General features: G+C 71.5%; 18 protein-coding genes. 11 read left to right on the forward strand and 7 right to left on the reverse strand.

All coding sequences use genetic code 11. The annotated features are described in order from the left end of the window. Positions 1–66: 66 nt before the first annotated feature. Positions 67–1,254: a quinolinate synthase NadA gene (gene nadA, locus MTF65_RS29575; protein WP_243632069.1), complete on the reverse strand. Its 1,188-nt coding sequence runs from the start codon at positions 1,252–1,254 to the stop codon at positions 67–69. A 321-nt stretch (positions 1,255–1,575) separates the two neighbouring features. Between nadA and erpA the strand changes: the two genes are divergently transcribed. Next, positions 1,576–1,932 carry an iron-sulfur cluster insertion protein ErpA gene (gene erpA / locus MTF65_RS29580; protein ID WP_030010511.1) on the forward strand — a complete coding sequence of 119 codons (357 nt, stop codon included), beginning with the start codon at positions 1,576–1,578 and terminating at the stop codon, positions 1,930–1,932. Between the two features lie 82 nt (positions 1,933–2,014). On the opposite strand, the gene MTF65_RS29585 is transcribed toward erpA, so the two are convergent. Continuing rightward, complete coding sequence (locus tag MTF65_RS29585; RefSeq protein ID WP_243632070.1) at positions 2,015–2,227, reverse strand: hypothetical protein; 213 nt, start codon at positions 2,225–2,227, stop codon at positions 2,015–2,017. A gap of 103 nt (positions 2,228–2,330) precedes the next feature. Here MTF65_RS29585 and MTF65_RS29590 point away from each other — a divergent pair, with 103 nt between their 5' ends. The 5 genes from MTF65_RS29590 (at position 2,331) to MTF65_RS29610 (ending at position 8,640) form a co-directional block, all read left to right on the forward strand. Next, the gene (locus MTF65_RS29590) at positions 2,331–3,536 is read left to right on the forward strand and encodes a bifunctional adenosylcobinamide kinase/adenosylcobinamide-phosphate guanylyltransferase (RefSeq protein WP_243632071.1); all 1,206 of its coding nucleotides are present in this window, start codon (positions 2,331–2,333) and stop codon (positions 3,534–3,536) included. A 111-nt stretch (positions 3,537–3,647) separates the two neighbouring features. Continuing rightward, positions 3,648–4,703, forward strand: a complete 1,056-nt coding sequence (gene cobT, locus MTF65_RS29595; protein ID WP_243632099.1) for a nicotinate-nucleotide--dimethylbenzimidazole phosphoribosyltransferase — start codon at positions 3,648–3,650, stop codon at positions 4,701–4,703. Positions 4,704–4,799: 96 nt separating this feature from the next. Continuing rightward, a complete protein-coding gene (locus MTF65_RS29600) occupies positions 4,800–6,662 on the forward strand; it encodes a phosphatidylglycerol lysyltransferase domain-containing protein (protein ID WP_374207325.1) in 1,863 nt (620 codons plus the stop codon). Between the two features lie 107 nt (positions 6,663–6,769). Next, positions 6,770–7,375, forward strand: coding sequence for a hypothetical protein (locus MTF65_RS29605; protein ID WP_374207326.1), 606 nt, complete (start codon positions 6,770–6,772; stop codon positions 7,373–7,375). Between the two features lie 77 nt (positions 7,376–7,452). Further along, positions 7,453–8,640 carry a sensor histidine kinase gene (locus tag MTF65_RS29610; RefSeq protein WP_243632100.1) on the forward strand — a complete coding sequence of 396 codons (1,188 nt, stop codon included), beginning with the start codon at positions 7,453–7,455 and terminating at the stop codon, positions 8,638–8,640. Between the two features lie 110 nt (positions 8,641–8,750). On the opposite strand, the gene MTF65_RS29615 is transcribed toward MTF65_RS29610, so the two are convergent. The 5 genes from MTF65_RS29615 to iscB all read right to left on the reverse strand — a co-directional run bounded on the left by MTF65_RS29615 (position 8,751) and on the right by iscB (position 16,417). Beyond that, positions 8,751–9,419, reverse strand: coding sequence for a spherulation-specific family 4 protein (locus tag MTF65_RS29615; RefSeq protein ID WP_243632074.1), 669 nt, complete (start codon positions 9,417–9,419; stop codon positions 8,751–8,753). 80 nt (positions 9,420–9,499) lie between these two features. Next, the gene (locus tag MTF65_RS29620) at positions 9,500–10,933 is read right to left on the reverse strand and encodes a hypothetical protein (protein ID WP_243632075.1); all 1,434 of its coding nucleotides are present in this window, start codon (positions 10,931–10,933) and stop codon (positions 9,500–9,502) included. 206 nt (positions 10,934–11,139) lie between these two features. Next, the gene (pelF, locus tag MTF65_RS29625; RefSeq protein WP_243632076.1) at positions 11,140–12,681 is read right to left on the reverse strand and encodes a GT4 family glycosyltransferase PelF; all 1,542 of its coding nucleotides are present in this window, start codon (positions 12,679–12,681) and stop codon (positions 11,140–11,142) included. A gap of 111 nt (positions 12,682–12,792) precedes the next feature. Then, a complete protein-coding gene (locus MTF65_RS29630) occupies positions 12,793–14,823 on the reverse strand; it encodes a hypothetical protein (RefSeq protein ID WP_243632077.1) in 2,031 nt (676 codons plus the stop codon). Positions 14,824–15,004: 181 nt separating this feature from the next. Beyond that, positions 15,005–16,417 carry an RNA-guided endonuclease IscB gene (iscB, locus tag MTF65_RS29635; RefSeq protein ID WP_243632078.1) on the reverse strand — a complete coding sequence of 471 codons (1,413 nt, stop codon included), beginning with the start codon at positions 16,415–16,417 and terminating at the stop codon, positions 15,005–15,007. A 529-nt stretch (positions 16,418–16,946) separates the two neighbouring features. On the opposite strand from iscB, the gene MTF65_RS29640 reads away from it, so the two are divergent. From MTF65_RS29640 to MTF65_RS29660, 5 genes are all read left to right on the forward strand, one after another. Next, positions 16,947–18,485, forward strand: a complete 1,539-nt coding sequence (locus MTF65_RS29640; protein WP_243632079.1) for a leucyl aminopeptidase — start codon at positions 16,947–16,949, stop codon at positions 18,483–18,485. A 316-nt stretch (positions 18,486–18,801) separates the two neighbouring features. Continuing rightward, the gene (gene lpdA, locus MTF65_RS29645) at positions 18,802–20,190 is read left to right on the forward strand and encodes a dihydrolipoyl dehydrogenase (protein WP_243632080.1); all 1,389 of its coding nucleotides are present in this window, start codon (positions 18,802–18,804) and stop codon (positions 20,188–20,190) included. A 53-nt stretch (positions 20,191–20,243) separates the two neighbouring features. Further along, a complete protein-coding gene (sucB, locus tag MTF65_RS29650) occupies positions 20,244–22,007 on the forward strand; it encodes a 2-oxoglutarate dehydrogenase, E2 component, dihydrolipoamide succinyltransferase (RefSeq protein ID WP_243632081.1) in 1,764 nt (587 codons plus the stop codon). A 107-nt stretch (positions 22,008–22,114) separates the two neighbouring features. Then, positions 22,115–23,506: a lipase/acyltransferase domain-containing protein gene (locus MTF65_RS29655; RefSeq protein WP_243632082.1), complete on the forward strand. Its 1,392-nt coding sequence runs from the start codon at positions 22,115–22,117 to the stop codon at positions 23,504–23,506. Beyond that, the coding region (locus MTF65_RS29660) for a caspase family protein (protein WP_243632083.1) at positions 23,499–26,320 on the forward strand (2,822 nt) is incomplete at its 3' end. The genes MTF65_RS29655 and MTF65_RS29660, both read left to right, overlap by 8 nt.

Genomic DNA, 26,320 nt, shown 5'->3' on the forward strand with positions numbered 1-26,320 from the left:
GGCCCCGTACGGGGCCGCCCTTCGGGCGCTTACGGGCCGGGGCCCGGGGTGTCCGTACCCCGTTCCCTACGGGAGCGCGAGCATGCGCTCCAGGGCGAGCTTCGCGAAGCTCTCCGTCTCCTTGTCGACCTGGATCTGGTTGACGAGGTTGCCCTCGGCCAGGGACTCCAGGGTCCACACCAGGTGCGGCAGGTCGATGCGGTTCATCGTCGAGCAGAAGCAGACCGTCTTGTCGAGGAAGACGACTTCCTTGTCCTGCGCGGCGAATCGATTCGCCAGGCGGCGGACCAGGTTCAGCTCGGTGCCGATGGCCCACTTGGAGCCGGCCGGGGCCGCCTCCAGCGCCTTGATGATGTACTCCGTGGAGCCGACGTAGTCCGCGGCGGCCACCACCTCGTGCTTGCACTCGGGGTGGACGAGGACGTTCACGCCGGGGATGCGGGCGCGTACGTCGTTGACCGAGTCCACCGAGAAACGGCCGTGGACCGAGCAGTGACCGCGCCACAGGATCATCTTGGCGTCGCGCAGCTGCTCGGCGGTCAGGCCGCCGTTCGGCTTGTGCGGGTTGTAGAGCACGCAGTCGTCCAGGGACATGCCCATGTCGCGGACGGCGGTGTTGCGGCCCAGGTGCTGGTCCGGGAGGAAGAGGATCTTCTCGCCCTGCTCGAAGGCCCACTCCAGGGCCTTCTTCGCGTTGGACGAGGTGCAGATCGTGCCGCCGTGCTTGCCGGTGAACGCCTTGATGTCGGCTGAGGAGTTCATGTACGAGACGGGGACCGTGACATCGGCGACGCCGGCCTCGGTCAGCACGTCCCAGCACTCCGCGACCTGCTCGGCGGTGGCCATGTCGGCCATCGAGCAGCCGGCGGCCAGGTCGGGCAGGACCACCTTCTGGTCGTCCCCGGTCAGGATGTCCGCGGACTCGGCCATGAAGTGGACGCCGCAGAAGACGATGTACTCGGCCTCCGGCTTGGCGGCCGCGTCCTTGGCCAGCTTGAAGGAGTCGCCGGTGACGTCCGCGAACTCGATGACCTCGTCACGCTGGTAGTGGTGGCCGAGGATGAAGACCTTGTCGCCGAGCTTCTCCTTGGCCGCGCGGGCGCGCGCCACCAGGTCCGGGTCCGACGGCGAGGGCAGGTCGCCGGGGCATTCCACCCCGCGCTCGCTCTTGGGGTCGGCTTCGCGGCCGAGCAGCAGCAGGGCGAGGGGCGTCGGCTGGACGTCCAAAGGCTGGGCGGTGGTCACGACACGCACCCTTTCTGTTCTGCGACTAGGGACTTCTGAAGATCGCTTCGACTTCTCGTCTATTTGACGCTATCTATCATAGCTGCTTCATGTCACTTTGACGATGGCCATAGTGTCGATGTGACGAATTCGCACCGCTCGGAAGCCGGAGGGAAGCCAACCGCCCATCGGGTCCACTCGTCCGCGCCGGTGTGCGAGCATGAATAACTGAAACCAGCGTCGGGTCAGGAATGAATCCGCGACCCCGCTCGTTGCCATCGACGGCAAGAGCAAGAGTCCGACGTTTCCCTGCTTCCGGCGGGGAGCCGCCCACTTCGGGAGTGAATGCAGATGTCCGTACAGGACGACAAGACCACCGTGAGCGACGGCATCCTCCTGTCCGACGCCGCCGCCGAGAAGGTCAGGACCCTGCTGGAGCAGGAGGGCCGCGATGACCTGGCGCTCCGCGTCGCCGTCCAGCCCGGCGGCTGCTCCGGCCTGCGCTATCAGCTCTTCTTCGACGAGCGTTCCCTCGACGGCGACGTCGTGAAGGACTTCGACGGCGTCAAGGTCGTCACGGACCGGATGAGCTCCCCGTACCTGCACGGCGCCTCGATCGACTTCGTCGACACCATCGAGAAGCAGGGCTTCACGATCGACAACCCGAACGCCACGGGCTCCTGCGCCTGCGGCGACTCCTTCAGCTAAGCCTGTCCCCGTGCCAGAGTGCCCCCCGGGTAGCCCGGGGGGCACTCTGGCATGGGTTACGGGTTGCAGCCCCGGCCAGGGGTCAGGCGTTCAGTGCTTCGCGCAGGCTCATCGTGTAGAGCTCGACGCCGTTGTCGTCGGACAGCTTCACCTGCTCGGTGCCGCCCTCCAGCAGGTCCTTCCAGTACTCGCCGATCCAGGACTCCGCGTCCCCCTGCGTGGTGAACTCCTCGGGAACCACCGACGGGCTCGTCTCCGTGCCGTCGGCCTTCTCGAACCGCCACGTCCACGCCATGTCCGCCTCCGTTGCTCGTCCGTTGCTCATCCGTGCTCGCCTTGAGTCTGCCCGCAGAGTAACCGGGCGCGCAGCAGTCCCGGCGACGCGGGAGGATCATCCCGTGGAACTCACTCTGCTCGGTACCGGAACACCCGAAGGACTGCCCCGCCCCGGCTGTCCCTGCGCCGCCTGCGCGGTCTCCGTGGGCACCCGGGCCCGGGCCGCGACCGCCGTCCTGGTGGACGGGGCGCTGCTGCTCGACCTGACCCCCGGCGCGGTGCTGGCCGGCGCGCGGGCCGGGCATTCGCTGGCCGGCGTACGACAGGTCCTGCTGACCCACCCGCACGAGGGTCCGGCGGTGGAGCTGCCGCCCGGGCTGCCGGCCGCCGGGCGGGTACCGGACGGGCGGGAGCTGTCGGTGATCTCCGGGCACCGGGTGCGGGCGGTGCCGATGGACGCGCCGGGCACCGGGTACGAGGTGACCGGCCCGGACGGCGGCCGGCTGCTGTACCTGCCGCCCGGCGGGGCCCCGGCCGGAATGAACGACAGCGTCGGGCAGCGCCCGTACGACATGGTCCTCGCGGACGTGCTGGGCCGGCCGGAGGCGCTGGCCCGGCTGCGGGCGAGCGGGGCCGTGGGCCCGACCACGGATGTGATCGCCGTACACCTGGACCACGACACCCCGCCGGGCCGGGAGCTGGAGCGGCGGTGCGCGGCCCTCGGTGCGCGGGCGGTGCCGGACGGGACCACGGTGGTGGTCGGCGAGTACCACGCGGTGCCGGATCTGCCGCGCCGGACACTGGTGCTGGGCGGCGCGCGCTCCGGGAAGTCGTACGAGGCGGAGCGGAGGCTGGCCGGGTTCCCGGAGGTCGTGTACGTGGCCACGGGCGGCTCCCGCGAGGGCGACGCGGAGTGGGCGTCGCGGGTGGGTCTGCACCGGGAGCGGCGGCCGGCGTCCTGGCGGACCGTGGAGACCTGCGAGCTGGCTCCGCTGCTGGTGGAGGGGGGGCCGCCGCTGCTGATCGACTGCCTGGCGCTGTGGCTGACGGACGCGATGGACCGGGCCGGGGCGTGGGACGACGCCGTCTGGGCGGGTCCGGGGCGCAAGGAGCTGGGTGAGCGGGTGGCGGAGCTGATCGCCGCCGTGCGGACGACGCGGCGGACGGTGGTGGCCGTGAGCAACGAGGTGGGCTCGGGCATCGTCCCCGCGACGGCGTCGGGCCGCCGCTTCCGCGACGAGCTGGGCCGTCTGAACAACGCCGTCGCGGCCGAGTGCGAGCACGTCCTGCTCGTCGTGGCCGGCCAGGCGGTCGTCCTCAAGGACTGAAAGGACTGACCGCAAGGACTGAAAGGACTGACCGCTCAGGCGGCGCGGACGGCCCGGGAAGCGGGGCTTGGGTAGGGCCTCACCGGCTGTACGCTCTGGCAGATGACCACGCTGAATCTCGACGACTTCTCCGATCTGATCGAGCGCCCCGACGGGGGCGTTCGGCGTGACGCCGAAGAGCGGCGTGAGCGGCTGGCCGTGCCGCCCGGGGCGCTGGGCAGGCTGGACGATCTCGCCGAGTGGCTCGCCGCCGCGCAGGGTCAGGTCCCCGTCAAGCCGATCGAGCGGCCGCGCGTCGTGCTGTTCGCCGCCGACCACGGCATCGCCGCCGAAGGCGTGTCCGGACGGAAGGCGGGCACCGCCCACGAGCTGGTGCGCTCCGTGCTGGACGGGCAGAGCCCCGTCTCCGTCCTGGCCGGGCGGTTCGGCGCCACCGTGCGGATCGTGGACGCGGGCCTCGACTGCGACCCCGGACTGCTCCCCGAGGACGTCTCCCGCCACCGCGTACGGCGCGGCAGCGGGCGGATCGACGTGGAGGACGCGCTGACGGCCGAGGAGGCCGGGGCGGCGCTGCGGCTCGGGATGCGGATCGCCGACGAGGAGGCCGACTCCGGGACGGATCTGGTCGTCCTCGGGGATCTGAGCGTCGGCGGGACCACGGTCGCGGCGACGCTGGTGGCCGCCCTCTGCGGAACCGACGCCTCCGTGGTCACCGGCCGCGGCGGGACACCCATCGACGACCTCACCTGGATGCGCAAGTGCGCCGCCATCCGCGACGCGCTGCGCCGGGCCCGCCCCGTCCTCGGCGACCAGGTCGCGCTGCTGGCGGCCGTCGGCGGTGCGGACGTCGCCGCGATCACCGGGTTCCTGCTCCAGTGCGCGGTACGCCGTACGCCCGTCATCCTCGACGGCATCGTCTCCGCGGCCTGCGGACTGGTGGCCCAGCGGGCCGCGTTCCGGGCCCCGGACTGGTGGCTCGCCGGCCAGGCCAGCGGCGAGCCGGGCCAGGCGAAGGCCCTGGACCGGATGGCGCTCAACCCTGTGCTCGACCACGGCGTCACTGTGGGAGAAGGAACCGGGGCCTTGCTGGCACTCCCCCTGGTCCAGGCGGCCGCCGCACTCGCGGCGGAACTGCCGGAGCGGGCTGTGGAGCAGCCGACGGAATGAGGCGACGGGCCCCGCGGACCTGACCAGTGCGCGGGCGCCCGGACCGCCCATGGACGGTGATGCCCCATATCATCGCGTTTCATGGGAGAGGTCCGCTTGACCAGCGCAGACACCGACCGGGGAGCCGTACCGGCGTCCGGTAGGAACAAGATCGCCACCGGCGGCGGGCCCGCCGCCAACGCCAAACAGGGGGGACAGGGGGGCGGCCGGGGGACCGGCAGGGGGAGCACCCGGTCGCGGCGCAGTGCCGCGTTCGCGGTCTGGTACCTGCGCGCCGTCACATTCGTCAACTTCCTCAGCGCGGTGTGGGTTTCCTTCGGGCAGGATCTGCGCCGGCACAACACCGCCGACTTCTACACCCCGTACCTGCTGACGGCCGGGTTCGCCTCCGGCCTGTTCTCGCTGCTGCTCGCCGTCACGATGGGCCGCCGCAAGCGGGCCGCGTGGATCCTGAACCTGGTGGTGAGCGGGCTGCTGCTGCTCGCCTTCGCCGTCTCGGCGTTCACCGGGTACTACCCGGAGTTCCGGGAACACGCCCAGAACTGGGTCTCCCTCGTCCTGACCGCCGCCTTCGTCGGCGCGCTGGTCCTCGGCCGCCACGAGTTCTACGCCAAGGGCGACCGCTCCAACCCCAAGCTGGCCGTGGCCGTCGCCGCCGTCGGCCTGCTCGCCACCTCGCTGGTCGCCGCGCTGCTCGTGGGCGCCGCCAACATCGACCCGGACGCCTCCGAGGCCTCGTTCCTGGCCCGCTGGAAGTACGGCGTACTGCGGCTGATCACCCTGGCCCCGGACGACATGGACTTCAAGGCGATCACCACGCCCGGCTGGGTGGACGTCTTCATCAACGTCATGTCGATGCTGCTGCTGCTCGCCGTGCTGTTCGCGGCGTTCCGCTCGCGCCGCGCCGTGGACCCCCTCACCGAGGAGGACGAGGAGAGGCTCCGCGCGCTGCTCGCCCGGCAGGGCGACCGCGACTCGCTTGGCTACTTCGCCCTGCGCCGCGAGAAGTCCGTCATCTGGTCCCCCACCGGCAAGGCCGCCGTGACCTACCGCGTCGTCGGCGGTGTCTCGCTGGCCTCCGGCGACCCGATCGGGGACCCCGAGGCCTGGCCCGGCGCCATCGAGCCGTGGCTGGCCGAGGCCCGCGAGCACGGCTGGGTGCCGGCCGTCATGGGCGCGAGCGAGGAGGCCGGGCAGATCTACGGCCGGCACGGCCTGGACGCGCTGGAGCTGGGCGACGAGGCGATCGTCGAGACCGCCGAGTTCACCCTGGAGGGCCGCGCCATGCGGACCGTCCGGCAGGCGTTCAACCGGGTCAAGCGGGCGGGTTACACGGTCCGGATCCGCCGCCACGCCGACATCCCGGCGCAGGAGATGGACGAGCTGGTGCGCCGCGCCGACGACTGGCGCGACGGCGCGACCGAGCGCGGGTTCTCGATGGCGCTGGGCCGGCTGGGCGACCCCGGCGACGGCCAGTGCGTGATGCTGGAGTGCACCGACGGCAACGGCGATCTGCGGGCCCTGCTGTCCTTCGTGCCGTGGGGGCCCAAGGGCCTGTCGCTGGACCTGATGCGCCGTGACCGGGAGTCCGAGAACGGTCTGATGGAGTTCATGGTCATCGAACTCCTCGAACGCTCCAAGGAGATCGGCGTCACACAGGTCTCACTGAACTTCGCGATGTTCCGTTCCGTCTTCGAGCGCGGGTCGAAGCTCGGTGCCGGTCCGGTGCTGCGGATGTGGCGCTCGCTGCTGAGCTTCTTCTCGCGCTGGTGGCAGATCGAGTCCCTCTACCGGGCCAACGCCAAATACCGGCCGATCTGGGAACCGCGGTTCATGCTCTTCGAGAAGAGTGCGGACCTGCTGCGGATCGGTATCGCGGCGGGCCGGGCCGAGGGCTTCCTGGAGGCCCCCGGACTTCCGAAGTGGCTGCACCGCAAACACCTGGAGACCCGTCGTTGACAGCGTGGACCACCTCCTCACCGCGACGGTTCGCCCGTCGCGAGTGGGGGCCCCTGTTCCGGACGGTCCGGGGCGCACTCGCCCGTGACGGGTGGCGGGCGATCCCGATGACCATCGGCGCCGTCTGTCTGACCTCGGTCCTCCAGATCGTCCAGAACACCGCGTGGGGTTTCCAGCCGGTCCAGAACCTCGGCTCGGTCAAGGCCGTGGACCCGCTGTGGCTGGCCCTCCTGCGGACCCCGCTGTCGCTGTTCGTGCCCGCGCTCGACCTGCCCGTGTGGGGCGCGCTGGCGCAGGTCCTGCTGGTCTTCGGGATCTCGGAGATCTGCATCGGCTGGTGGCGCACCCTCGCCGTCGGCTACGTGGCCACCCTCGCCGGGACCACGTACGCGCGCGTCGGGCTCGCGCTGGGCCCCGACCATCCCCTCGGCCTGCCGGTGTCCGACCGGATCGTCAACGACACGGGGCCCTCGGCGGCGGTGGTGGGGCTCGCGATCTACGTCTGCTGGCGGTACCGGGCGTACCTCACTGGGGCGTTGGTGATCCTGGCGATGACCGGCGAGGTGCTGGTCAAGGACAATCTGGCGGGCAAGGAGCACCTGGCGGCCATCGCCGCCGTCATGGCCGTGTGCGTGGTGCGGGCCAGGTGGGGGCCGGAGCGCTCGCGGACGCCGCTGGGGCGCCGACGCCGGCGCCGGCGGCAGCTCACGTAGGAGCGGCCGCGGGAGGGTCGTACCGTATCGGGGTGACGACACCACTCGGGCAGCCCTTCGCCCCCACCCGGCAGTGGATGCGGGCCCATCCGCTCGCCACCGACGCCGTACTCGCGCTCGGGGCGCTCGTCTGCATGGTCGTCGGGTCCTTCGCCGATCCGCATGGACCGCACGGGCCCACCTTCGGCACCCGGACCCCCGACCCGTTCTCGCTGCTGCTGATGCTGATGGGCGCGGCCACGCTGGTGTTCCGGCGGCGGCAGCCCCGCGCCGTGCTCGCCGTGACCGCGGGGCTCTCCCTGCTGGAGCTGACCACCGGGGAGCCCCGGGCGCCGGTCGCCATGTGCGCGGTGATCGCCCTGTACACGGTGGCCGCCCGCACCGACCGGCCCACCACCTGGCGGATCGGGCTGCTGACGATGGCGGGGCTGACGGGCGTGGCCATGCTGGCCGGCCCGCTGCCCTGGTACGCGCAGGAGAACATCGGCATCTTCGCGTGGACCGGGATGGCGGCGGCGGCCGGGGACGCGGTGCGCAGCCGGCGGGCGTTCGTCGACGCGATCCGGGAGCGCGCGGAGCGGGCCGAGCGGACGCGGGAGGAGGAGGCCCGGCGGCGGGTCGCCGAGGAGCGGCTGCGGATCGCCCGGGACCTGCACGACGTGGTGGCCCACCACATCGCCCTGGTCAATGTGCAGGCGGGGGTGGCCGCGCACGTCATGGACAAGCGGCCCGACCAGGCCAAGGAGGCGCTGGCCCACGTACGGGACGCCAGCCGCTCGGCGCTGAACGAACTGCGGGCCACGGTCGGACTGCTGCGGCAGACCGGTGACCCGGAGGCGCCGACCGAGCCCGCGCCCGGGCTGGCCGTACTGGAGGACCTCACGGACACGTTCCGGCATGCCGGGCTGCCGGTGCGGGTGATGCTGCAGCTGGGACGGGAACGGGATCCGCTGCCGGCCGCCGTGGACCTGGCGGCGTACCGGGTGATCCAGGAGGCCCTGACCAACGTACGCAAACACGCGGGCCCGGGGGTGCGGGCCGAGGTCAGCGTGGTCCGGGTCGGGGCCTCGGTGGAGGTGACCGTCCTGGACGACGGGGGCACCGGCCCGGACCCCCTGTCGCCCCTGTCGCCGGAGGGCACCGAGGGCGGCGGACACGGCCTGCTCGGCATGCGCGAGCGCGCCACGGCCCTGGGCGGATCCTGCTTCGCCGGCCCCCGCTACGGCGGCGGCTACCGCGTCCACGCCATCCTCCCGGTGGCCTAGTGCCCAGCAGCCTCGCCGGCCTTTGAGGCCCCCGCCGGGCAAATCCAGCCTCGCCGGCGGGGCTGGAGTTGCACCGGCGGGGCTGGGTCACAGTCGGCGGGGCTGGGTCGCTAGCCGGCCTCCAGGGCGTACGGGAGGGTTCCCCACGGGTGCGCGCCCGAGCCGGGGACCGCGCAGTGCACCCCGGCGCGCCGCTGCCGCGCCAGCTCGGCGGCGGGCGCGCCCCGCGGGACGGCGTACACGAGGTGGCAGAACCGCCGGGCGGGGTGCTCGGCGGTCCAGAGCGGTACGGCGTCCGCGTCGCGGTAGGCGTCCCAGGGGCCCTCGAAGGTGACGAGGAGATCGGCGAGTTCGGCGTACCCGGGGTGCGGGTGGACCCCGTGGTTCAGGACGAGGGTACGGGCCCCCGCCGCCCGGGCGGCGACGGCGAGCCGCCCGTAGTGCGGCAGCAGTTCGACGGTCGCGGCGGCCTGGTCGAGGAAGGTCCCGTCGGTGCCGTACCAGTCGCGGTGGCGCAGCAGGTCCTGGACCACGGCGGCGTGCGGGCGGCGCCCGTAGTCGGTGTCCACGTATCCCAGGACGGGCACCCCGGCCTCGCGGAGCCGCCCGGCGACGGCGGCGAACCGCTCGTCGGGGGCGTTTCCCGGCCCGCTGTCGGGGTTGAGCACCACCGAGTGCAGCCGGCCGGCGCGGCGGATCAGCAGCTCCCAGGCCTCGGGCCGGTCCGCGGGGTGCTCGTACAGGGGCACCAGCAGCATGAGGTCCTTCTCCGGGTCCATGGGGTGATTCGGCTCCGTCGGGTCCATCGGGTGCATCGGGTCCTTCGGCTATTCGGGTCCTTCGGTCTTCGGGTGCATGGTCAGCGGTGTGCTGTCGCGCGGCCGAGCAGCAGGCAGACCAGGGCGGTCAGGGCCGCGGCGGCCGTGCCCGCGACCACCACCTGGACCACCCGCGGCTGTCCCAGCCCGGTCAGCAGCGCCAGGCTCTGCGCGAGGGCCGCCGAGGCGCAGACCGCGGCGGCCGGGCGGACCGCCCCGAACGACTGCAGCAGCAGCCCGGTCCACATCACGCCGCCGAGCAGCAGCAGCGTGGCGGCCCGGACCCCGGTCAGGCCGGGCGCGCCCGGCCAGAGCAGGGTGCCGGCCAGGCCCAGGGCCAGCAGCACCGCCAGGTACACGGCGACGCACCGGGTCAGCGCGGCGAGCATCCGGCGCCGGAACGCCCGGGGTGAGCGGGCCGCCCGGAGTCCGGCGAGGCTGCCGCTGCGGAACCGGTGGAGCAGCCACTCGGCGGGCCCCATGCTGAGGGTGAGGGCCACCGCCGAGGGGGCGGCGACCGCTTCTGCGGGCCCGCCGGCGAGCACCTCCCCGAGGGCGGCGTACAGCACGAGCAGGCCGGTGCCGAGGCCGAACACCCCGTACGGCACGGACTCCCCGAGGCGGGGGCCGCGCGGGGCGTACTCCTCCTCGGCCCCGCGCAGCATCCGCCAGCGCACCGGCCCTTCGCCCGGCCGGCGCCGCGACCAGCCGCGGACGCGGCGTACGGCGGCCCGTGCTCCTTCGGCCAGCGGCAGTTCCCGTACCGCCAGGGAGCAGGCGGCCAGCAGGGACACCGCCAGCAGGGACACCCGTACCGGCACGGCGAGGTCCACGAACAGCGTGAGCACCGCCCCCGCGGCCATCGGGGCGAGCGCGGCGAACAGCGTCCGCTCGCGCCCGAGGACCAGCAGGACGGTCGCGGCTCCGACGTAGAAGGCCTGCCCGGCGGCGAAGGCGTACGAGAACGGCGGCCCGCCGGGGACGGTCAGCGCGGCGGCGGTGCCCAGCAGGGCCCCGGCCGGGGCCCCGGCGAGCAGGGTCCGCCCGGCGGCGGCCCGGTCGCCGAGGCCGAGCCAGGAGTAGGCGCGGTGCGACAGGGTCTGGTCCCAGACCCAGCCGATCAGCGCCCCGGCCAGCAGGGTCAGGGTCCCGGCGGGCAGCCCGAGCCGGTCCGGCGGGCCGTCCAGCAGGGGCGCGCCGAGCAGGTAGGCGAGGCCGGGCAGCGCGAAGATGACCCCGCGCAGCAGGCAGGCGGTGAGGGGGACCTTCCAGGGGTCGGGGGCGTCCGCGGGCTCCGGGAAGGAGCGGGGCACCCTTGCGTAGAGCTCCTCGGCGAGTCCGAAGGAGTCGTGGCGGCCGTAGGTGAGCCGGATGTGCTCGTCGGTCATGCCGTCGGATTCGAGGATGGCGGCGATCTCGTCCGGGTGGACGGCGGCGGCGATGAACACGTCGAGGCGCTCGGCGAGTTCGTCCATGGGGTCGGCGGCCGGGCCCTCGTGGCGCGGTCGGGGGAGATCGGGGAGCGTATCCCCGCGAGGGCCGGCGGAGCCGGGCGAACCCGGTCCCGTGGGACCGGGGCCCGTACGATCGCCGGACCCGGCCCCGCAGGTGGCGCGGCCATCGGCCGGGGGGCCGATGGACACCCGTCCCCCGTCCGGCGGCTTGAGCCAGAGGGATCCGCTCACCACAGGCTCCCGTCGGCGGCGAGCTCGCGGTACCAGGGGTCGGCGAGGCGCTGGGTCCAGTCGTCGCCCGCGCGGACCGGGAGGACGGGCTGGCCCGCGAGTTCTCGGTAGATGTGCCGGAAGCCGTCCACGGACTGGTGGAGGGTGAACTTCTCCACCACCCGTTTGCGGGAGCGCCGACCGAGTTCGGCCCGGCGTTCGTCGTCGCGGAGCAGGGCGAGGGTGGCGCGGGCCATGGTCTCGGGCTCGCGGGGCGGGACGACGAGGCCGGTGTCCCCGACGGCCTCGCGGACCCCTCCGACGTCGGTGGAGACGGTGGTGCGGCCGCAGGACATGGCCTCGATGATGCTGAAGGGGAAGCCCTCGCTGATGGAGGAGAGCATCACGATGCTGCCGGCCGCGTAGGCCTCGGCCACCTTGTCGATGCGGCCCTCGTACGTGATGCCGTCGGCGACGCCGAGGTCGGCGGCGAGCTTCTCCAGGCGGAGCTTGTACTCCTCGCAGCCGGCCGGGACCGGCCCGAAGAGCCGCAGCCGCAGCGCGGGCAGCTCCTCGCGCATGAACGCGTAGGCGCGGATGAGGGTTTCGAGGTCCTTGATCGGATCGATGCGGCCGCACCAGCTGAGGGTGGGCACCTCGGGCTCCGGTCCGGCCTCGGGGAAGGCGTACGGGTCGACGCCGTTGTAGACGGTGCGGATCCGCTGGGAGTCGGCGCCTCCGCGTTCCTCCCAGCGGCGGTTGTACTGGTTGCACGGGGTGATCAGGCCGGCCTGCCGGTAGCCCTCGGAGTTCAGCTCCCGGTAGAAGCCGAGCATCAGCGCCTTGACGGGCCAGCGCTGTTCGGCGGTGCGGTAGCCGAGGTAGCGCTCGCGCAGGTAGATGCCGTGCTCGGTGAGCAGGAACGGCACCCCGTCGAGGTAGGTGGCGGCCAGGGCCGGGAGGGTGGCGAGGCCGCTGCTGACGGCGTGCGCGACGCAGTCGGGCGGGATCCGCACCGAGAGCGGGCGCAGGGCGTGTTCCAGCAGGTCGGTGGCGGTGAGCGCGTCGTGGATGGTGGGCGCGGCGTCGGCGGTGGCCAGGCCCGGGCGGGTCCATACGGTCATCAGCAGGCGCAGGACCGATTCGGAGCGCAGGGCCTGGGCGAGCTTGCCGGCCCGGGCCAGCTGGGCGAGTTCGCGCAGGGCCGCGGAGAAGCCTCCGTGGCTGGGGGTACCCCCAGCGGTAGCTGGGGGAGGGTCCAGCAGGGAGAGCAGAAAGCTTTCGTACGTGTCGGTGAAGCGGCGGTGGGCCTTGCCGCGCGGGGTGCCGCGGCGGCTGCGGCCCGGGGGCGGGCCCCAGAGCGGGACGGCGGTGTGCCGGTAGACGTTGCGCGGCAGCTCCCACGTGACCGGCTCACGTCCGGAACCGGTCAGGGCTATGACGTTGAAGTCGACTTCCGGCATACCGCGTACCAGTTGGTCGCACCAGGTGCTGACGCCTCCGTGGACGTGTGGATAGGTGCCTTCGGTGAGCATGGTGACATGGCGCCCATGGCTCATGCGGTGGGTCCCCCCAGGACTTAAAGGGGCCGGCGCCCGTTGGTCTCGCGGAGCGCCGGCTCTAGTGGTGCTGGTGACGGCTGTCGCTTGCTGGTGGAGCGGGGAGCAGGATCAGCTGGGCAGCTTCAGCGTCACCGCGGACTGCAGCAGCTCGGGCGAGGTCCAGGCGGAGCGGGAACCGGCGTACGCGGTGCCGAAGTCCGAGGTGCCGAGCAGGAGCTGCTTCTTGGTGCCGGTGGGCGCGGTGACGGGGGCCACCACTCCGGCGGGCGCCTTGACGGTGACGGTGGTGCCGATGCGGTAGGCGGTGACCTGGTTGGCGGTGACGGCCTTGTCCCAGGCGGCGCGGCGGCTCATTTCGACGCCGGTGGCCTTCATGCTCTGGTTCACGATCGGGGCGCTGGGCGCGTAGAGCGTGCGGTAGGTGTCGAGGACCTGGTTGAGCACCGGGTAGAGGGTGCGGTCCTCGGCGAGGTTGCTCTGGTGCACGTAGTGCGGGCGCGGGTCGTTCGCCAGCACGTGGCGCAGGGCGGTACGGGCCTCCTGCGGGACGATGTGGTCGAGGTAGCCGGTGGTGACGTCGAGCGGGGCCGGCAGGCAGGTGGAGGTCGCGGGGTTGTCCTCGCAGACGCCGCTGCCGCCGTCCGCGCGACTGGCGTAGATCCAGTTGTACTCGTCCGCCATCTCCGCGTTGGTGCCCGTGTTGTAGTACACGTTCATCGGGTGGCGCGGGACGGTGCGGGCGGCGCCGACCGCACGCTGCGCGGGTTCGCGCGAGTTGTCGCTCCCCGCCCATTTCACGCCGTTGTCGGCGAGGGCGCCGGCCAGATTGGGGTTGTCCTGGTCCTGCTGCGGGAGGGTTTTGAGGCCCGAGTGCTCGCCGGTGACGAGTTCGGTGCGGTCGAGGGCGATGCCCTTGGAGGCCGCCCAGTTGTTGTTGTCGCGGATCTGCGCGGAGATCTCGGCCCGGCTCATCCAGTTGATGGCGCCCTGGGCGTTCTTCGTGCAGCTCCAGGGCACGGTGGTGGTGTCCTGGACGCAGCCGAGGAAGGGGTGGGTGTAGGTGTGGTTCATCCAGCGGTACTTGGCCCGGTCAGCGATCAGCTGGGCGGTGAGGGCGTCGGTGCCGCCGTTCTCGGCCTTCCATTCCTCCCCGGCGCCGGCGTTGAAGAGCATGTCGAGCTTGAAGCCCTTGGCCTGCTGCCACTGCGCCGCGTACTGGGCGTCGGCGGCGGTCATCCGGATGGTGCTCTCCTTGCCCTCGCCGCCCGCGCAGGCGTAGTCGCCGGGGGTGCAGTTGAGCTCCTTGCTCCAGCGGGCGTCCGGCGCGAAGACGTCGTCGACGTGGACCGCGAAGTAGTTGCGGCTCTGGCCGAGATGGACCCCTTGCGTGAGCCAGTCGACGATGCCCCGGGCCAGCAGCCGGAACTGCTGCTGGTACTGGTTGTAGCCGAAGGTGACGACCAGTTCGCTGCGCCCGTCGTGGGTGTACTCGCCGACGAGCGAGGCCCTGCCGCCGCTGACCGGGGCGTCGACGTAACTGGTGTAGCCGGGGCGCGGCTTGCCCATGAAGCCGTAGCTCTCGGGGATGAGGGCGGAGTTGTCCTCGAAGGTGACCTGCCCGCCGAGGTACCCGAAGGCGCCCGCCTTGCCGGCGGCGGTGACCGCCGCCTGCGTGCCGTCGAGCTGACCGTTGTACCCCCCGTTGTCGGTGTACTCCAGCCCCACTCCCGGGTGGGCCCAGGTGTAGGCGTCGACCTGGCGGATTCCGTACGTCGTCTCGTACGCGGTGAGCGCGGCCATCTCGGCCGAGTCCGCCCCGAACGGGTTCTCGTTCGGCAGGACCACGCCCTGGAACTTGGCGCGCGGACGGCCGTCGACCGTGTCACTGAGGAATCCCGCGTCGATGACCGGGCGGCTGTCGCTGCCCAGCACGACGCGGGTGAAGGGGACTCCGGTGTCCTTGAGCTCCGCGGTGATCGCCTCGACCGAGCTGCCGCCGTCGTCGACGACGAGCACCTTCAGGTCGATGCGCGGTGTCGCGGCCACCTCGGCGGCCGAGGCGGGTACGGCGACGGACATCAAGGCTGCCGCGACCATGGCGGCGGCGACCCTGTTCATCCGGTTTTTCTTGTTGACCATTTCGGCCTTCCCCCCGCAGGCATCCCTCGACGCGGTCCATGGCGGTCGGCCGGGCCGGGGAGGCTCTGTGGAAATCATCGGACTTCTTTCGTGGAAACCCCTGCCTCAGCTGGGGGAGCAAGCGAATCCTTGGATCGGAGGCGCGGAGCGCCTGAGGTCGCTTCGGTTACGTCGGTGACGGTCAGGTGGCGTCGGTGGGTCCTTCGGATCGGATGGTGTAGCCGTAGCCATCGGCTCTTTGAAGGAGGCGGAAGTGCGTGTGGCGGATGCCTTGGATGAGCCCGTGTGCGGTTCTGATGTTGAAGCTGCCGGTGGCCCGGACGGCGATGCGCCCCGTGTGGGTGCCGGCCTTCTTGCCGGTGGGGACGATTGCGCGGGCGAGGTCGCCGGTCTGGTAGCCGAAGAACGTCTTCTGCCTGGGCAGACGCAGGCGGGGGAAGCCGTACTTGTCGGATCGTGTGCGGGTGTAGGTGCCGCGTCCGGTCGCGGTGACGGCGAGGACACGGGCTGGGGTACGGGTTACGGTGTCGAGTTCGCCGACGCACAGGGCGTCGAGGGTGTGGGTCTTCGGGGTGCCGGTCCGCTGCCGGTTCCATTTGGTGCGGCCACCCGATGCGGCGCGCACCGAGGGGAAGGCTGCGTCCAGGGCGTGCCACAGCGCCCTTCGGGTGGCGTTGACGGCTGCGGCGTCACGGAGTGGGGCTTTGGCCTGGGCGAGGATGCGGGCCAACAAGCGCGGCGATTGCTTGAGGAAGTCCTCGACCGGCTGGTTGGACTTCTTCTCGTTGCAGGGGACGCAGGCGGTGCACAGGTTGGAGATGCGGTTACTGCCGCCGCGTGAGCGGGGGTGGATGTGGTCGATGTTGAGGGGGACTCCGGTGGTGCCGCAGTAGGCGCAGGCCCTCCCCCACTTCGCGAGGAGATATTCGCGGACCTCTGTGCCGTGCAGGGTGCCGTGCTGGTACTCGGCCCCCTCCAGCGGTCCGCCGTTGGACATGGCGTGGGTGTCGAACGCGACCAGCTCCACATGCACCGTACGGACGGGTGCCCAGCGTGCGAGCCGTGTGGCCCACGACATGGTGGTGTCCACACGGTGACGCAGCGACGGGGAGAGCCAGCCCTTGGGGCGGGTGCGGTTGGAGAAGCGGGGCTCGCGGTGACGCAGGTTGCGGGTGCGCCTGCCACGCCGGTAGGCGGCACGAGCGGTGAGCTTGTCCCGGATGGCGCCGCCCCGGTGGGTAAGTTCGAACGCGTACAGGCCTCGGCGCTCGCCGTCCTTCGCGGTGAACACGGCGATGCCGGTGTGTTTGGACCCGGGATCGATCCCGAGTTCCACTCCGTCCACCTGCGACTGATCCGCGGTGCGGTCTTTCAACCTGATGACGAACGGGGTGTGGCGGGCCACGACGGCCCGGCCGTTCTTGAGGAGCTCGCGGGCCCTGGCGGGGCTGGTCGGTTGCAGCGGATGGCCGTGCTTGTCCAGGACGAACACGACGGGATGGCCCTCACGGACCCTCTCCCCAACCTCACGGTCGGGGGTGACGCCGTCGATGCCAGGTGAAGCATCGTCGGTCTCCCCTCGCGCATGTTCCACGCCGGGTACCGCACGAGTACGGTGTTCGAGCCCCGTTTCGTCCCCGATCCGAGGGGTGTCTGCTGACTCGAATTCCAGAGCAGCCCGCTGAGGAAGCACGGACTGGTGGGTCTTCTCACCTGCGTGGAACGTAGCCAACTTCGTTCACCTCCACCTACACGCTGGCTGGTGCTGGTAACGGCGGCCCTCAACCAGAGCAGCTGACAGCCCCCTCCTTCGTGAGGGGGATCCCGATACCCGGTTCTTCTTGACGCAAAGGAGCCCCGCGCCCCCTTGTGGGAGTGGACCGAGTCTTTCGGACCTCGTCCACGTCTACGGGGCAAACCTGGAACAGAGGCCACAGATGGGTGAACCTGATCACCACGTGATCGAACAACTTGCCAAACCTTCGACAGGCGTACGGGTGAGCGGCTACGCGTAGGCTCATTTCCGGCGGCCGTCGGGCCCGAATACGATCGCTTCGCGCGGCCGGCGACCCTGACGCGACCGACGCGCCCACCAACACAAACGGAAGCGAGACTTCACCACCGTGACTGCTCTGACTCTCAGCACTGCCGGCGCGGCGACGCTGCGCGCCGACGCCCTCGTGGTCGGCGTGGCGAAGGGCCCCAAGGGCCCCGTGGCCGCCGCCGGAGCCGAGGCCGTGGACAAGGCGTACGACGGAAAGCTCGCCGCCGTGCTCGAAGCGCTCGGTGCCTCGGGCGCCGAAGGCGAGATCACCAAGCTGCCCGCTCCGGCCGGCCTCAAGGTCCCCGTCGTGCTGGCGGTCGGGCTGGGCTCCGTACCGGAGAAGGACGAGTCCTACGACGAGGAGGCGCTGCGCCGCGCCGCCGGCGCCGCCGCCCGCGCGCTGCACGGCACCAAGAAGGCCGCCTTCGCCCTCCCCCTCGACGACGCCTCCGCCGTCACCGCCGTCGCCGAGGGCGCGCTGCTGGGCGCGTACGCCTTCACCGCCTACCAGGGCGGCGAGAAGAAGGCCGGCAACGGCGACAAGAACGGCGGCCCGAAGCAGCCGCTCGCCGAGGTGGCCCTGCTCGGCGCGAAGCCGCGCGACAAGGAGCACAAGGCCGCGGCCGAGCGCGCCACGGTCGTCGCGACCGAGGTCAACATCGCCCGCGACCTCGTCAACACCCCGCCGAACGACCTCACGCCCGAGTCCTTCGCCGCCGTCGCCTCCGCGACCGGCAAGGAGAACGGCGTCAAGGTCCAGGTCCTGGACGAGAAGGCTCTGCTCAAGGGCGGCTTCGGCGGCATCATGGGCGTCGGCAAGGGCTCCGAGAACCTGCCGCGCCTGGTGAAGCTCTCCTACACCCACCCCAAGGCGGAGAAGACCCTCGCCTTCGTCGGCAAGGGCATCACCTACGACTCGGGCGGCATCTCCCTGAAGCCGGCCGGCCACAACGAGACGATGAAGTGCGACATGGCCGGCGCCGCCGCCGTGTTCTCCGCCGTCGTCGCGATCGCCAAGCTGGGCCTCCGGGTCAACGTCACCGGCTGGCTCGCGCTCGCCGAGAACATGCCGTCCGGCTCCGCGACCCGTCCCGGTGACGTGCTGCGCATGTACAGCGGCAAGACCGTCGAGGTCCTCAACACGGACGCCGAGGGCCGCCTGGTCCTCGGTGACGCGCTGACCCGGGCCTCCGAGGACAACCCGGACGCGATCGTCGACGTCGCCACCCTGACCGGCGCCATGGTCATGGCCCTGGGCAACCGGACCTTCGGCATCATGTCGAACGACGACGCCTTCCGCACCGCGATCCACGAGATCGCCGAGGAGGTCGGCGAGGCCTCCTGGCCGATGCCGCTCCCCGAGGACCTGCGCAAGGGCATGGACTCCCCCACCGCCGACATCGCCAACATGGGCGAGCGCATGGGCGGCGGCCTGGTGGCCGGCCTCTTCCTGCGGGAATTCGTCGGCGAGGGCATCACCTGGGCCCACCTGGACATCGCGGGCCCGGCCTTCCACGAGGGCTCCCCGTTCGGCTACACCCCCAAGGGCGGCACCGGCTCGGCCGTGCGCACCCTGGTGCGGCTGGCCGAGCGTACGGCCACGGGCGACCTGGGCTGACGTAGTACCGAGTGACGTGCGCGTGTGTGACGTGCGCGTGTGAGACGTGACGCACCCCGGGACCTTGATCGAGGTCCCGGGGTACGTTTCACTCACAACGAAATCCGTACGTTTCTACGCAGCGGTAACCCTTACTTCGGGCAGAACGACCTGTCACAGTCCGGGCCCGGCGTCCCGCGTTCCCCCGACAAATGCGAAGATGGGTTCTCGGCAGGACAGGGCCCCCACCACAGGGCCGAAGAAACAAGCGGCCGATACCAGCCGCCGCCCGGTCACAGAGGACCGGTGCCCGGCGCACATGCATGGAGGACGTGACGTGGCGAACGACGCCAGCACCGTTTTCGACCTAGTGATCCTCGGCGGTGGCAGTGGCGGTTACGCCGCGGCGCTGCGCGCATCCCAGCTGGGTCTGGACGTTGCCCTGATCGAGAAGAACAAGCTCGGCGGCACCTGCCTGCACAACGGCTGCATCCCCACGAAGGCTCTGCTGCACGCGGGTGAGATCGCGGACCAGGCGCGCGAAGCCGCCCAGTTCGGTGTCAAGGCCTCCTTCGAGGGCATCGACATCGCAGGTGTCCACAAGTACAAGGACGAGATCATCTCGGGCCTGTACAAGGGCCTGCAGGGCCTGGTCGCCTCCCGCAAGGTGACCTACATCGAGGGTGAGGGCCGCCTTTCCTCGCCGACCTCCGTCGACGTGAACGGCCGGCGCATCCAGGGCCGCCACATCCTGCTGGCGACCGGCTCCGTGCCGAAGTCGCTGCCGGGCCTGAACATCGACGGCAACCGCATCATCTCCTCGGACCACGCGCTGGTCCTGGACCGCGTCCCCGAGTCGGCCATCGTCCTGGGCGGCGGCGTCATCGGCGTCGAGTTCGCCTCGGCGTGGAAGTCCTTCGGCTCCGACATCACCGTGATCGAGGGCCTCAAGCACCTCGTCCCGGTCGAGGACGAGAACAGCTCCAAGCTGCTGGAGCGCGCGTTCCGCAAGCGCGGCATCAAGTTCAACCTCGGCACCTTCTTCGACAAGGCCGAGTACACCGAGACCGGCGTGCGCGTCACGCTGGCCGACGGCAAGACCTTCGAGGCCGAGGTGCTGCTGGTCGCCGTCGGCCGCGGCCCGGTCTCGCAGGGCCTGGGCTACGAGGAGCAGGGCGTCGCGATGGACCGCGGCTACGTCCTGGTCGACGAGTACATGCAGACCAACGTGCCGACCATCTCGGCCGTCGGTGACCTCGTCCCGACCCTCCAGCTCGCGCACGTCGGCTTCGCCGAGGGCATCCTGGTGGCGGAGCGTCTGGCCGGTCTGAAGACCGTTCCGATCGACTACGACGGTGTCCCGCGCGTCACGTACTGCCACCCCGAGGTCGCCTCGGTCGGCATCACCGAGGCCAAGGCCAAGGAGATCTACGGCGCGGACAAGGTCGTGGCCCTGAAGTACAACCTGGCGGGCAACGGCAAGAGCAAGATCCTGAAGACCGCGGGCGAGATCAAGCTCGTCCAGGTCAAGGACGGTGCCGTGGTCGGCGTCCACATGGTCGGTGACCGGATGGGCGAGCAGGTCGGCGAGGCCCAGCTGATCTACAACTGGGAAGCTCTGCCGGCCGAGGTCGCGCAGCTCATCCACGCGCACCCGACGCAGAACGAGGCGATGGGCGAGGCCCACCTGGCCCTCGCCGGCAAGCCGCTGCACGCACACGACTAATCGTCACGGGCGCGACGACCACTTCCGCACTTTCGTAAGGAGCAACTGAAACCATGCCGGTTTCCGTAACCCTTCCGGCGCTCGGGGAGAGCGTCACTGAGGGCACTGTCACCCGTTGGCTGAAGGCCGAGGGCGAGCGCGTCGAGGCCGACGAGCCGCTGCTCGAGGTCTCGACCGACAAGGTCGACACCGAGATCCCCTCCCCCGTCGCCGGCATCCTGGCCTCCATCAAGGTCGCCGAGGACGAGACCGTCGAGGTCGGCGCCGAGCTGGCCGTCATCGACGACGGCTCGGGCGCGGCCGCCGAGGCCGCCGCTCCGGCCGCTGCCGAGGCTCCCGCCGCTCCGGCTCCGGTCGCCGAGGCCCCGGCCGCTCCGGCTCCGGCCCCGGTCGCCGAGGCTCCCGCAGCGGCTGCGGCCCCTGCCGCCGCCGGTACGGACGTCGTTCTCCCCGCCCTGGGCGAGAGCGTCACCGAGGGCACCGTCACCCGCTGGCTGAAGCAGGTCGGCGAGACCGTCGAGGCCGACGAGCCGCTGCTCGAGGTCTCCACGGACAAGGTCGACACCGAGATCCCGGCGCCGGTCTCCGGCACGCTGCTGGAGATCCTGGTCGGCGAGGACGAGGCCGCCGAGGTCGGCGCCCGTCTGGCCGTCATCGGCGTCGCGGGTGCCGCTCCGGCGGCTGCCCCGGCTCCGGCTGCAGCCCCGGCCCCGGCCGCCGCCCCGGCCCCGGTTGCCGCCCCGGCCGCCCCGGCTCCGGTCGCTGCCGCTCCGGCCCCCGTGGCCGCGCCGGCTCCGGTTGCCGCTCCGGCTCCGGTCGCTCCGGCTCCGGTTGCCGCTCCGGTCACCCCCGCCCCTGCCGTCCCCGCTCCCGCCGCCCCGGTCTCCGCCGGTGACGAGGGCGCGTACGTGACCCCGCTGGTGCGCAAGCTCGCCTCGGAGTCCGGCGTCAACCTGTCCCAGGTCTCGGGCACCGGCGTCGGTGGCCGTATCCGCAAGCAGGACGTTCTGGCCGCCGCCGAGGCCGCCAAGGCCGCCGCCGCGGCTCCGGCCGCCGCCCCGGTCGCCAAGGCCCCGGCTGCCGCCGAGGTCTCGGAGCTCCGTGGCCAGACGGTCAAGATGACCCGCATGCGCAAGGTCATCGGCGACAACATGATGAAGGCCCTGCACTCGCAGGCTCAGCTCAGCTCCGTGGTCGAGGTGGACATCACCAAGATCATGAAGCTGCGCGAGAAGGCCAAGGCCTCCTTCCTTGCCCGTGAGGGCGTCAAGCTCTCGCCGATGCCGTTCTTCGTCAAGGCCGCTGCCCAGGCGCTGAAGGCCCACGCGGTCGTCAACGCCCGGATCAACGAGGACGAGGGCACCATCACCTACTTCGACTCGGAGAACATCGGCATCGCCGTGGACTCCGAGAAGGGCCTGATGACCCCGGTCATCAAGGGTGCCGGTGACCTCAACCTGGCGGGCATCTCCAAGGCGACCGCCGACCTGGCCGCCAAGGTCCGCGGCAACAAGATCACGCCGGACGAGCTGTCGGGCGCGACCTTCACCATCAGCAACACCGGCTCGCGCGGTGCGCTGTTCGACACGGTCATCGTGCCCCCGAACCAGGTCGCCATCCTGGGCATCGGTGCCACGGTGAAGCGCCCGGTGGTCATCGAGACCGCCGAGGGCACGAACATCGGCATCCGCGACATGACGTACCTGACCCTGTCCTACGACCACCGCCTGGTGGACGGCGCGGACGCGGCCCGGTACCTCTCGGCCGTCAAGGCCATCCTGGAGGCCGGCGAGTTCGAGGTCGAGCTCGGCCTGTAAGGCTCCCCGCTTCAGCAGCGAACGGCGCCCTTGTCCGGAACCCCTCCGGACAAGGGCGCCGTCGTCTTACCCTTGCCGGTCCAGGGATGACCAGCGGGGGGGCTTGCATGTCGCGTGCACGGGTGATCGATCTTGTCGTGGTGCTGCCGGGCATCATGGGCAGCCGGCTGGCGGACGCCGACGGCAAACCGGTCTGGGACCTGTCGGGCAGCGCCCTGTGGCGGGGCCTGCGCACCTTCGGCGGCGTGGTGAAGGGGCTGCGGCTCCCGAAGGACATCGGCGACGACCACCCCGGCGACGGTGTCGTGCCCACGGGCCTGATGCCGGACGTGCACGCGATCCCGGGCATCTGGCAGCCGGTCGACGGCTACACGGACCTGCTGGGCTGGCTGGAACGCACCTTCACCGTCGCCCGCGGCGAGAACCTCCTCCCCTTCCCGTACGACTGGCGCCTGTCCTGCCGCTACAACGCGGAGCGGCTGCGCGACACCCTCGCGCGCGAGCTGCCGCGCTGGCAGGCCTCCGCACCCGAGCGCCGCGAAGCCCGGGTCGTCCTCATCTGCCACTCCATGGGCGGCCTGATCGCCCGCCACTACGTGGAATGCCTCGGCGGCCACGAGGTCACCCGCCGCCTGATCACCCTGGGCACCCCGCACCGCGGCTCGCTGGACGCCCTCGGGCACCTGGTGAACGGCCTGCGCAAGGGCTGGGGCCGCCTCGGCGTCGACCTCAGCGCCTTCGCGCGCAGCCTCCCCTCCTTGCACCAGCTGACCCCGGACTACACGTGCGTTGCGGGCCCGGGCGGCCTCGCGTACGCCCGCGACCTCCCGGGCCTGCCGGGAATCGACCCGTGGCTCCTGAAGGACGCGGCCGCCTTCCACGCGAACCTGCGCCGGGCGGCCCCCGCGGCCCCGCTGCACGCCATCACCGGCATCCGCCAGCCGACGCTGACGACGGCGGAGTACGCGGACGACGTCCTCACCCCCCTCTGGCTGATCGACGGCATCGACGAACGCGGCGACGGTACGGTCCCCCGCCTCTCGGCCCGCCCCACGAACGCCGACAACACGGACTACGCGGTGCCGGAATCCCACACCCCATGCGAGCAGCACGGCGCCCTCCAGAACAACCGGGGCGTACGGGACGCCCTGTGCGGCCTCCTGGGCCACGCCCGCCCGTTCCACCGCGGCGACGAGGACGCCACCGTCCCCCTGAGCGTCCTGGCCCCTTCCTTCCTGGCCCCGGGCGACCCCTACGAGGTCGCGGTCACGATCCCGCCGGAGACCCCGGACCACGACGCCCTCCACCTCACGGCGGAACTCCGCCCGACGGACGGCGCCAAGCCCCTGTCCCGCACGATCCGCCCCCTGGGCGAGGGCCGCTACACCGCCACCTTCCCGGCCCCGGAACCGGGCGCGTACCGCCTGGCGGTACGGGTGAGCCACCGCACGGAGACGACGGTGACGGCGCTGACCCTGGTGGGAGGCTCCGGTGAGTGAGCGCACGGCGGACGAGATCCGGGGAACGGCGCTCGGGATCGTGGTCGAGAACTACCAGAAGACGCGGTTCCGGACCCTGACCGGCGCCACCGGTCAAATGCGGGAGCTGTGCTCCCTGTTGGAGGAGCGCGGCTACGAACAGAGGGTGGTGCCCGACCCACCGTACGACCCACTCAGGGCGCAGCTGAAGAACTGGGGGGCGGACTGGGCCGAGAGCGGCGGTCACGGCCCCGCCGTCATCCTGTGGTCCGGCCACGGCGTCCTCGACGCCGACTCCCTGCACCTGGTCGTTCACGACACCGACGACCCGGAGTACGCGGCGGATACGTTTTCGGCCAATCTGCTGACGGAGGCGGCTCTGCGCAGCAAGGCGGACCAGATGCTGCTGATCATCGACACCTGCCATGCGGGCGCCGGGGTGGTGGAGTCCCTGAAGACAGCGCTCGGAAAGCTGTCGATGCGGAACCTTCCGCCCGGCCGGTCCCCATGGCTCGGGGTGATCGCGAGCTGCCGTCCCCAGGAAGAGGCCGAGGCCTCCGGGATCCTGTTGGAGACCCTCACCCAGGTGTTGCGGGACGGCCCGCGGACCGACGACTACCGCCACGAGTGGAGCCGCCGAAACGGGCAGGTCAGCGGGGCCACGGTCATCAATACCGTGCTGGCCCAGTGGCCTCAGGAGGTCGGCCACGCACCGGTGCCGGTCATGTTCGGCGGCGAGGCCCGGCTGATGTTCGACAACCCGCGTCGGGCGGACGCCCCGGAACCGGAGCTGGTCGAACACCTCGTCCAGGCGAGCCGTGGAGCCGCCCTGACGGACGAGGGCTGGTTCTTCAGCGGCCGGCGCCGTGTGCTCGGCGAGATCACGAAGTGGCTGGAGGCACGGCAGGCCGGACTGTTCCTGGTGACGGGCAGCGCGGGAAGCGGCAAGTCGGCCGTACTCGGGCGCATCGCCACCTTGTCCGACCCCAAGCACCGCGCGGACATCGAGCAGCACGGGGCCCTCGCCCCCGAGGACCCGGACCCGGGCGAGGGCTCGGTGGACGTCTCACTGCACCTACGGGGCTTCACGGTGCAGCAACTCGCCGAGGCCATCGCCCGCCACCTCCGTCTTCCCGAGCCGCAGACCCCTGCGGCCTTGATCGCCGAGGTCGAGAAGAAGTGGTCCGACTCCTCTCAGCACCGGCTCCCGGCCCTGGTCCTGGACGGCCTGGACGAAGCGGCTCCTGACCAGGCCCATCCCATCGTCGAACAGCTCCTCTCGCCCCTGAGCCGCCTGGTCTGCGTACTCCTCGGCTCCCGGGACCGCCCGTTCCGCCCCCAGCGGGAACTTCAGGAGCCCCTGGACCAGACGGTGAGCCGTCTGCTGGACGTCCGGGCCCGCGCGTCCGATCTGGACGACGAGACCGAGACCGCCAACGACATCCGGGAGTACTGCCTCCGACGACTGCTCGCCCGCGAGCTGCCGCCCGAAGACGTGGCGCCGGCAGCCGGTCTGATCGCGGACCGCGCATCCACCCACACAGGCGGCTTCCTCTTTGCCAGGATGGCGACCGACGCCGTGATCCGGCGCTTCGCCGTGTCCGGTCTGGACGACTGGGCCCACGCCATTCCCTCCTCCATCAGCGCCGCCTTCACTGAGGACCTGGCGGAGGGCCCGAAGCGGGAGCGGGACGGCAAGCACCTGCCGCAGGCAGCCGAGGATCTGCTGACCGCGCTGGCCTGGAGCGCGGGGAACGGTATGCCGGCACGAGGGGTCTGGGAAGCGGCGGCCTCAGCCCTCAGCTCGGACGGAACCGAGTACGGCCCCGAGGACGTCGACTGGTTGCTGAACACGTACGGCCACTACGTCGTGGAAGACACCGACGGCGTCCAGGCGGTGTACCGCCTCTATCACCGTGAGTTCATCGGCCACCTGCGGAACACGGCAGGCGAGTCCGATCCGGCGTACCGCGTGGCACGTGCGCTGGTCGATCTCCTGCTGGAGCAGTCCGCTGACGCCACGATGATCGAGAACGCGAACCTCTACCTGCTAGAGACGCTAGCGGCACACGCGGCAATGGCGAACCACCGCGGAATCGCACTGATCCGTGAGTTGGCCGACCTGCGAGAGGAAGCATTTCGTCCCGATCTCGCACACGCGCTCGACAGCGTGGCGTTTTCGCTATCACAGGACGGCAGTCGCATCGAGGCCCTCGCACCGGCACAGGAAGCCGCCGACCTCTTTCGGTATCTGGCAGACAGCAACCGCGCGGCCTACCTCCCCGACCTCGCCATGTCCCTCAACAACCTCGCCAACCGGCAGGCCGAGACCGGAGACCGACAGGGCGCACTCACCACCATCACCGAAGCCACCGACCTCTACCGGTCCCTGGCAGGCAGCAACCGCGCCGCCTACCTCCCCAAACTCGCCGGCACACTCAACAACCTCGCCGCCTTCCAGAGCGAGACCGGAGACCGACAGGGCGCACTCACCACCATCACCGAAGCCACCGACCTCTACCGGTCCCTGGCAGGCAGCAACCGCGCCGCCTACCTCCCCGAGCTCGCCATGTCTCTCAACAACCTCGCCGCTTTCCAGAGCGAGACCGGAGACGGGCAGGGCGCACTCACCACCATCACCGAAGCCGTCACCATCCATCACGCCCTCGCCCAGAACAACCCCGCCGCCTACCTCCCCGACCTCGCTGGCGCACTCAACAACCTCGCCGCCGTCCAGGCCGGGGCCGGAGACCGACAGGGCGCACTCACCACCATCACCGAAGCCACCGACCTCTACCGCGCCCTCGCCCAGAACAACCCCGCCGCCTACCTCCC

This window comes from Streptomyces sp. APSN-46.1 (genome assembly GCF_022815725.1).
Classification (GTDB): domain Bacteria; phylum Actinomycetota; class Actinomycetes; order Streptomycetales; family Streptomycetaceae; genus Streptomyces.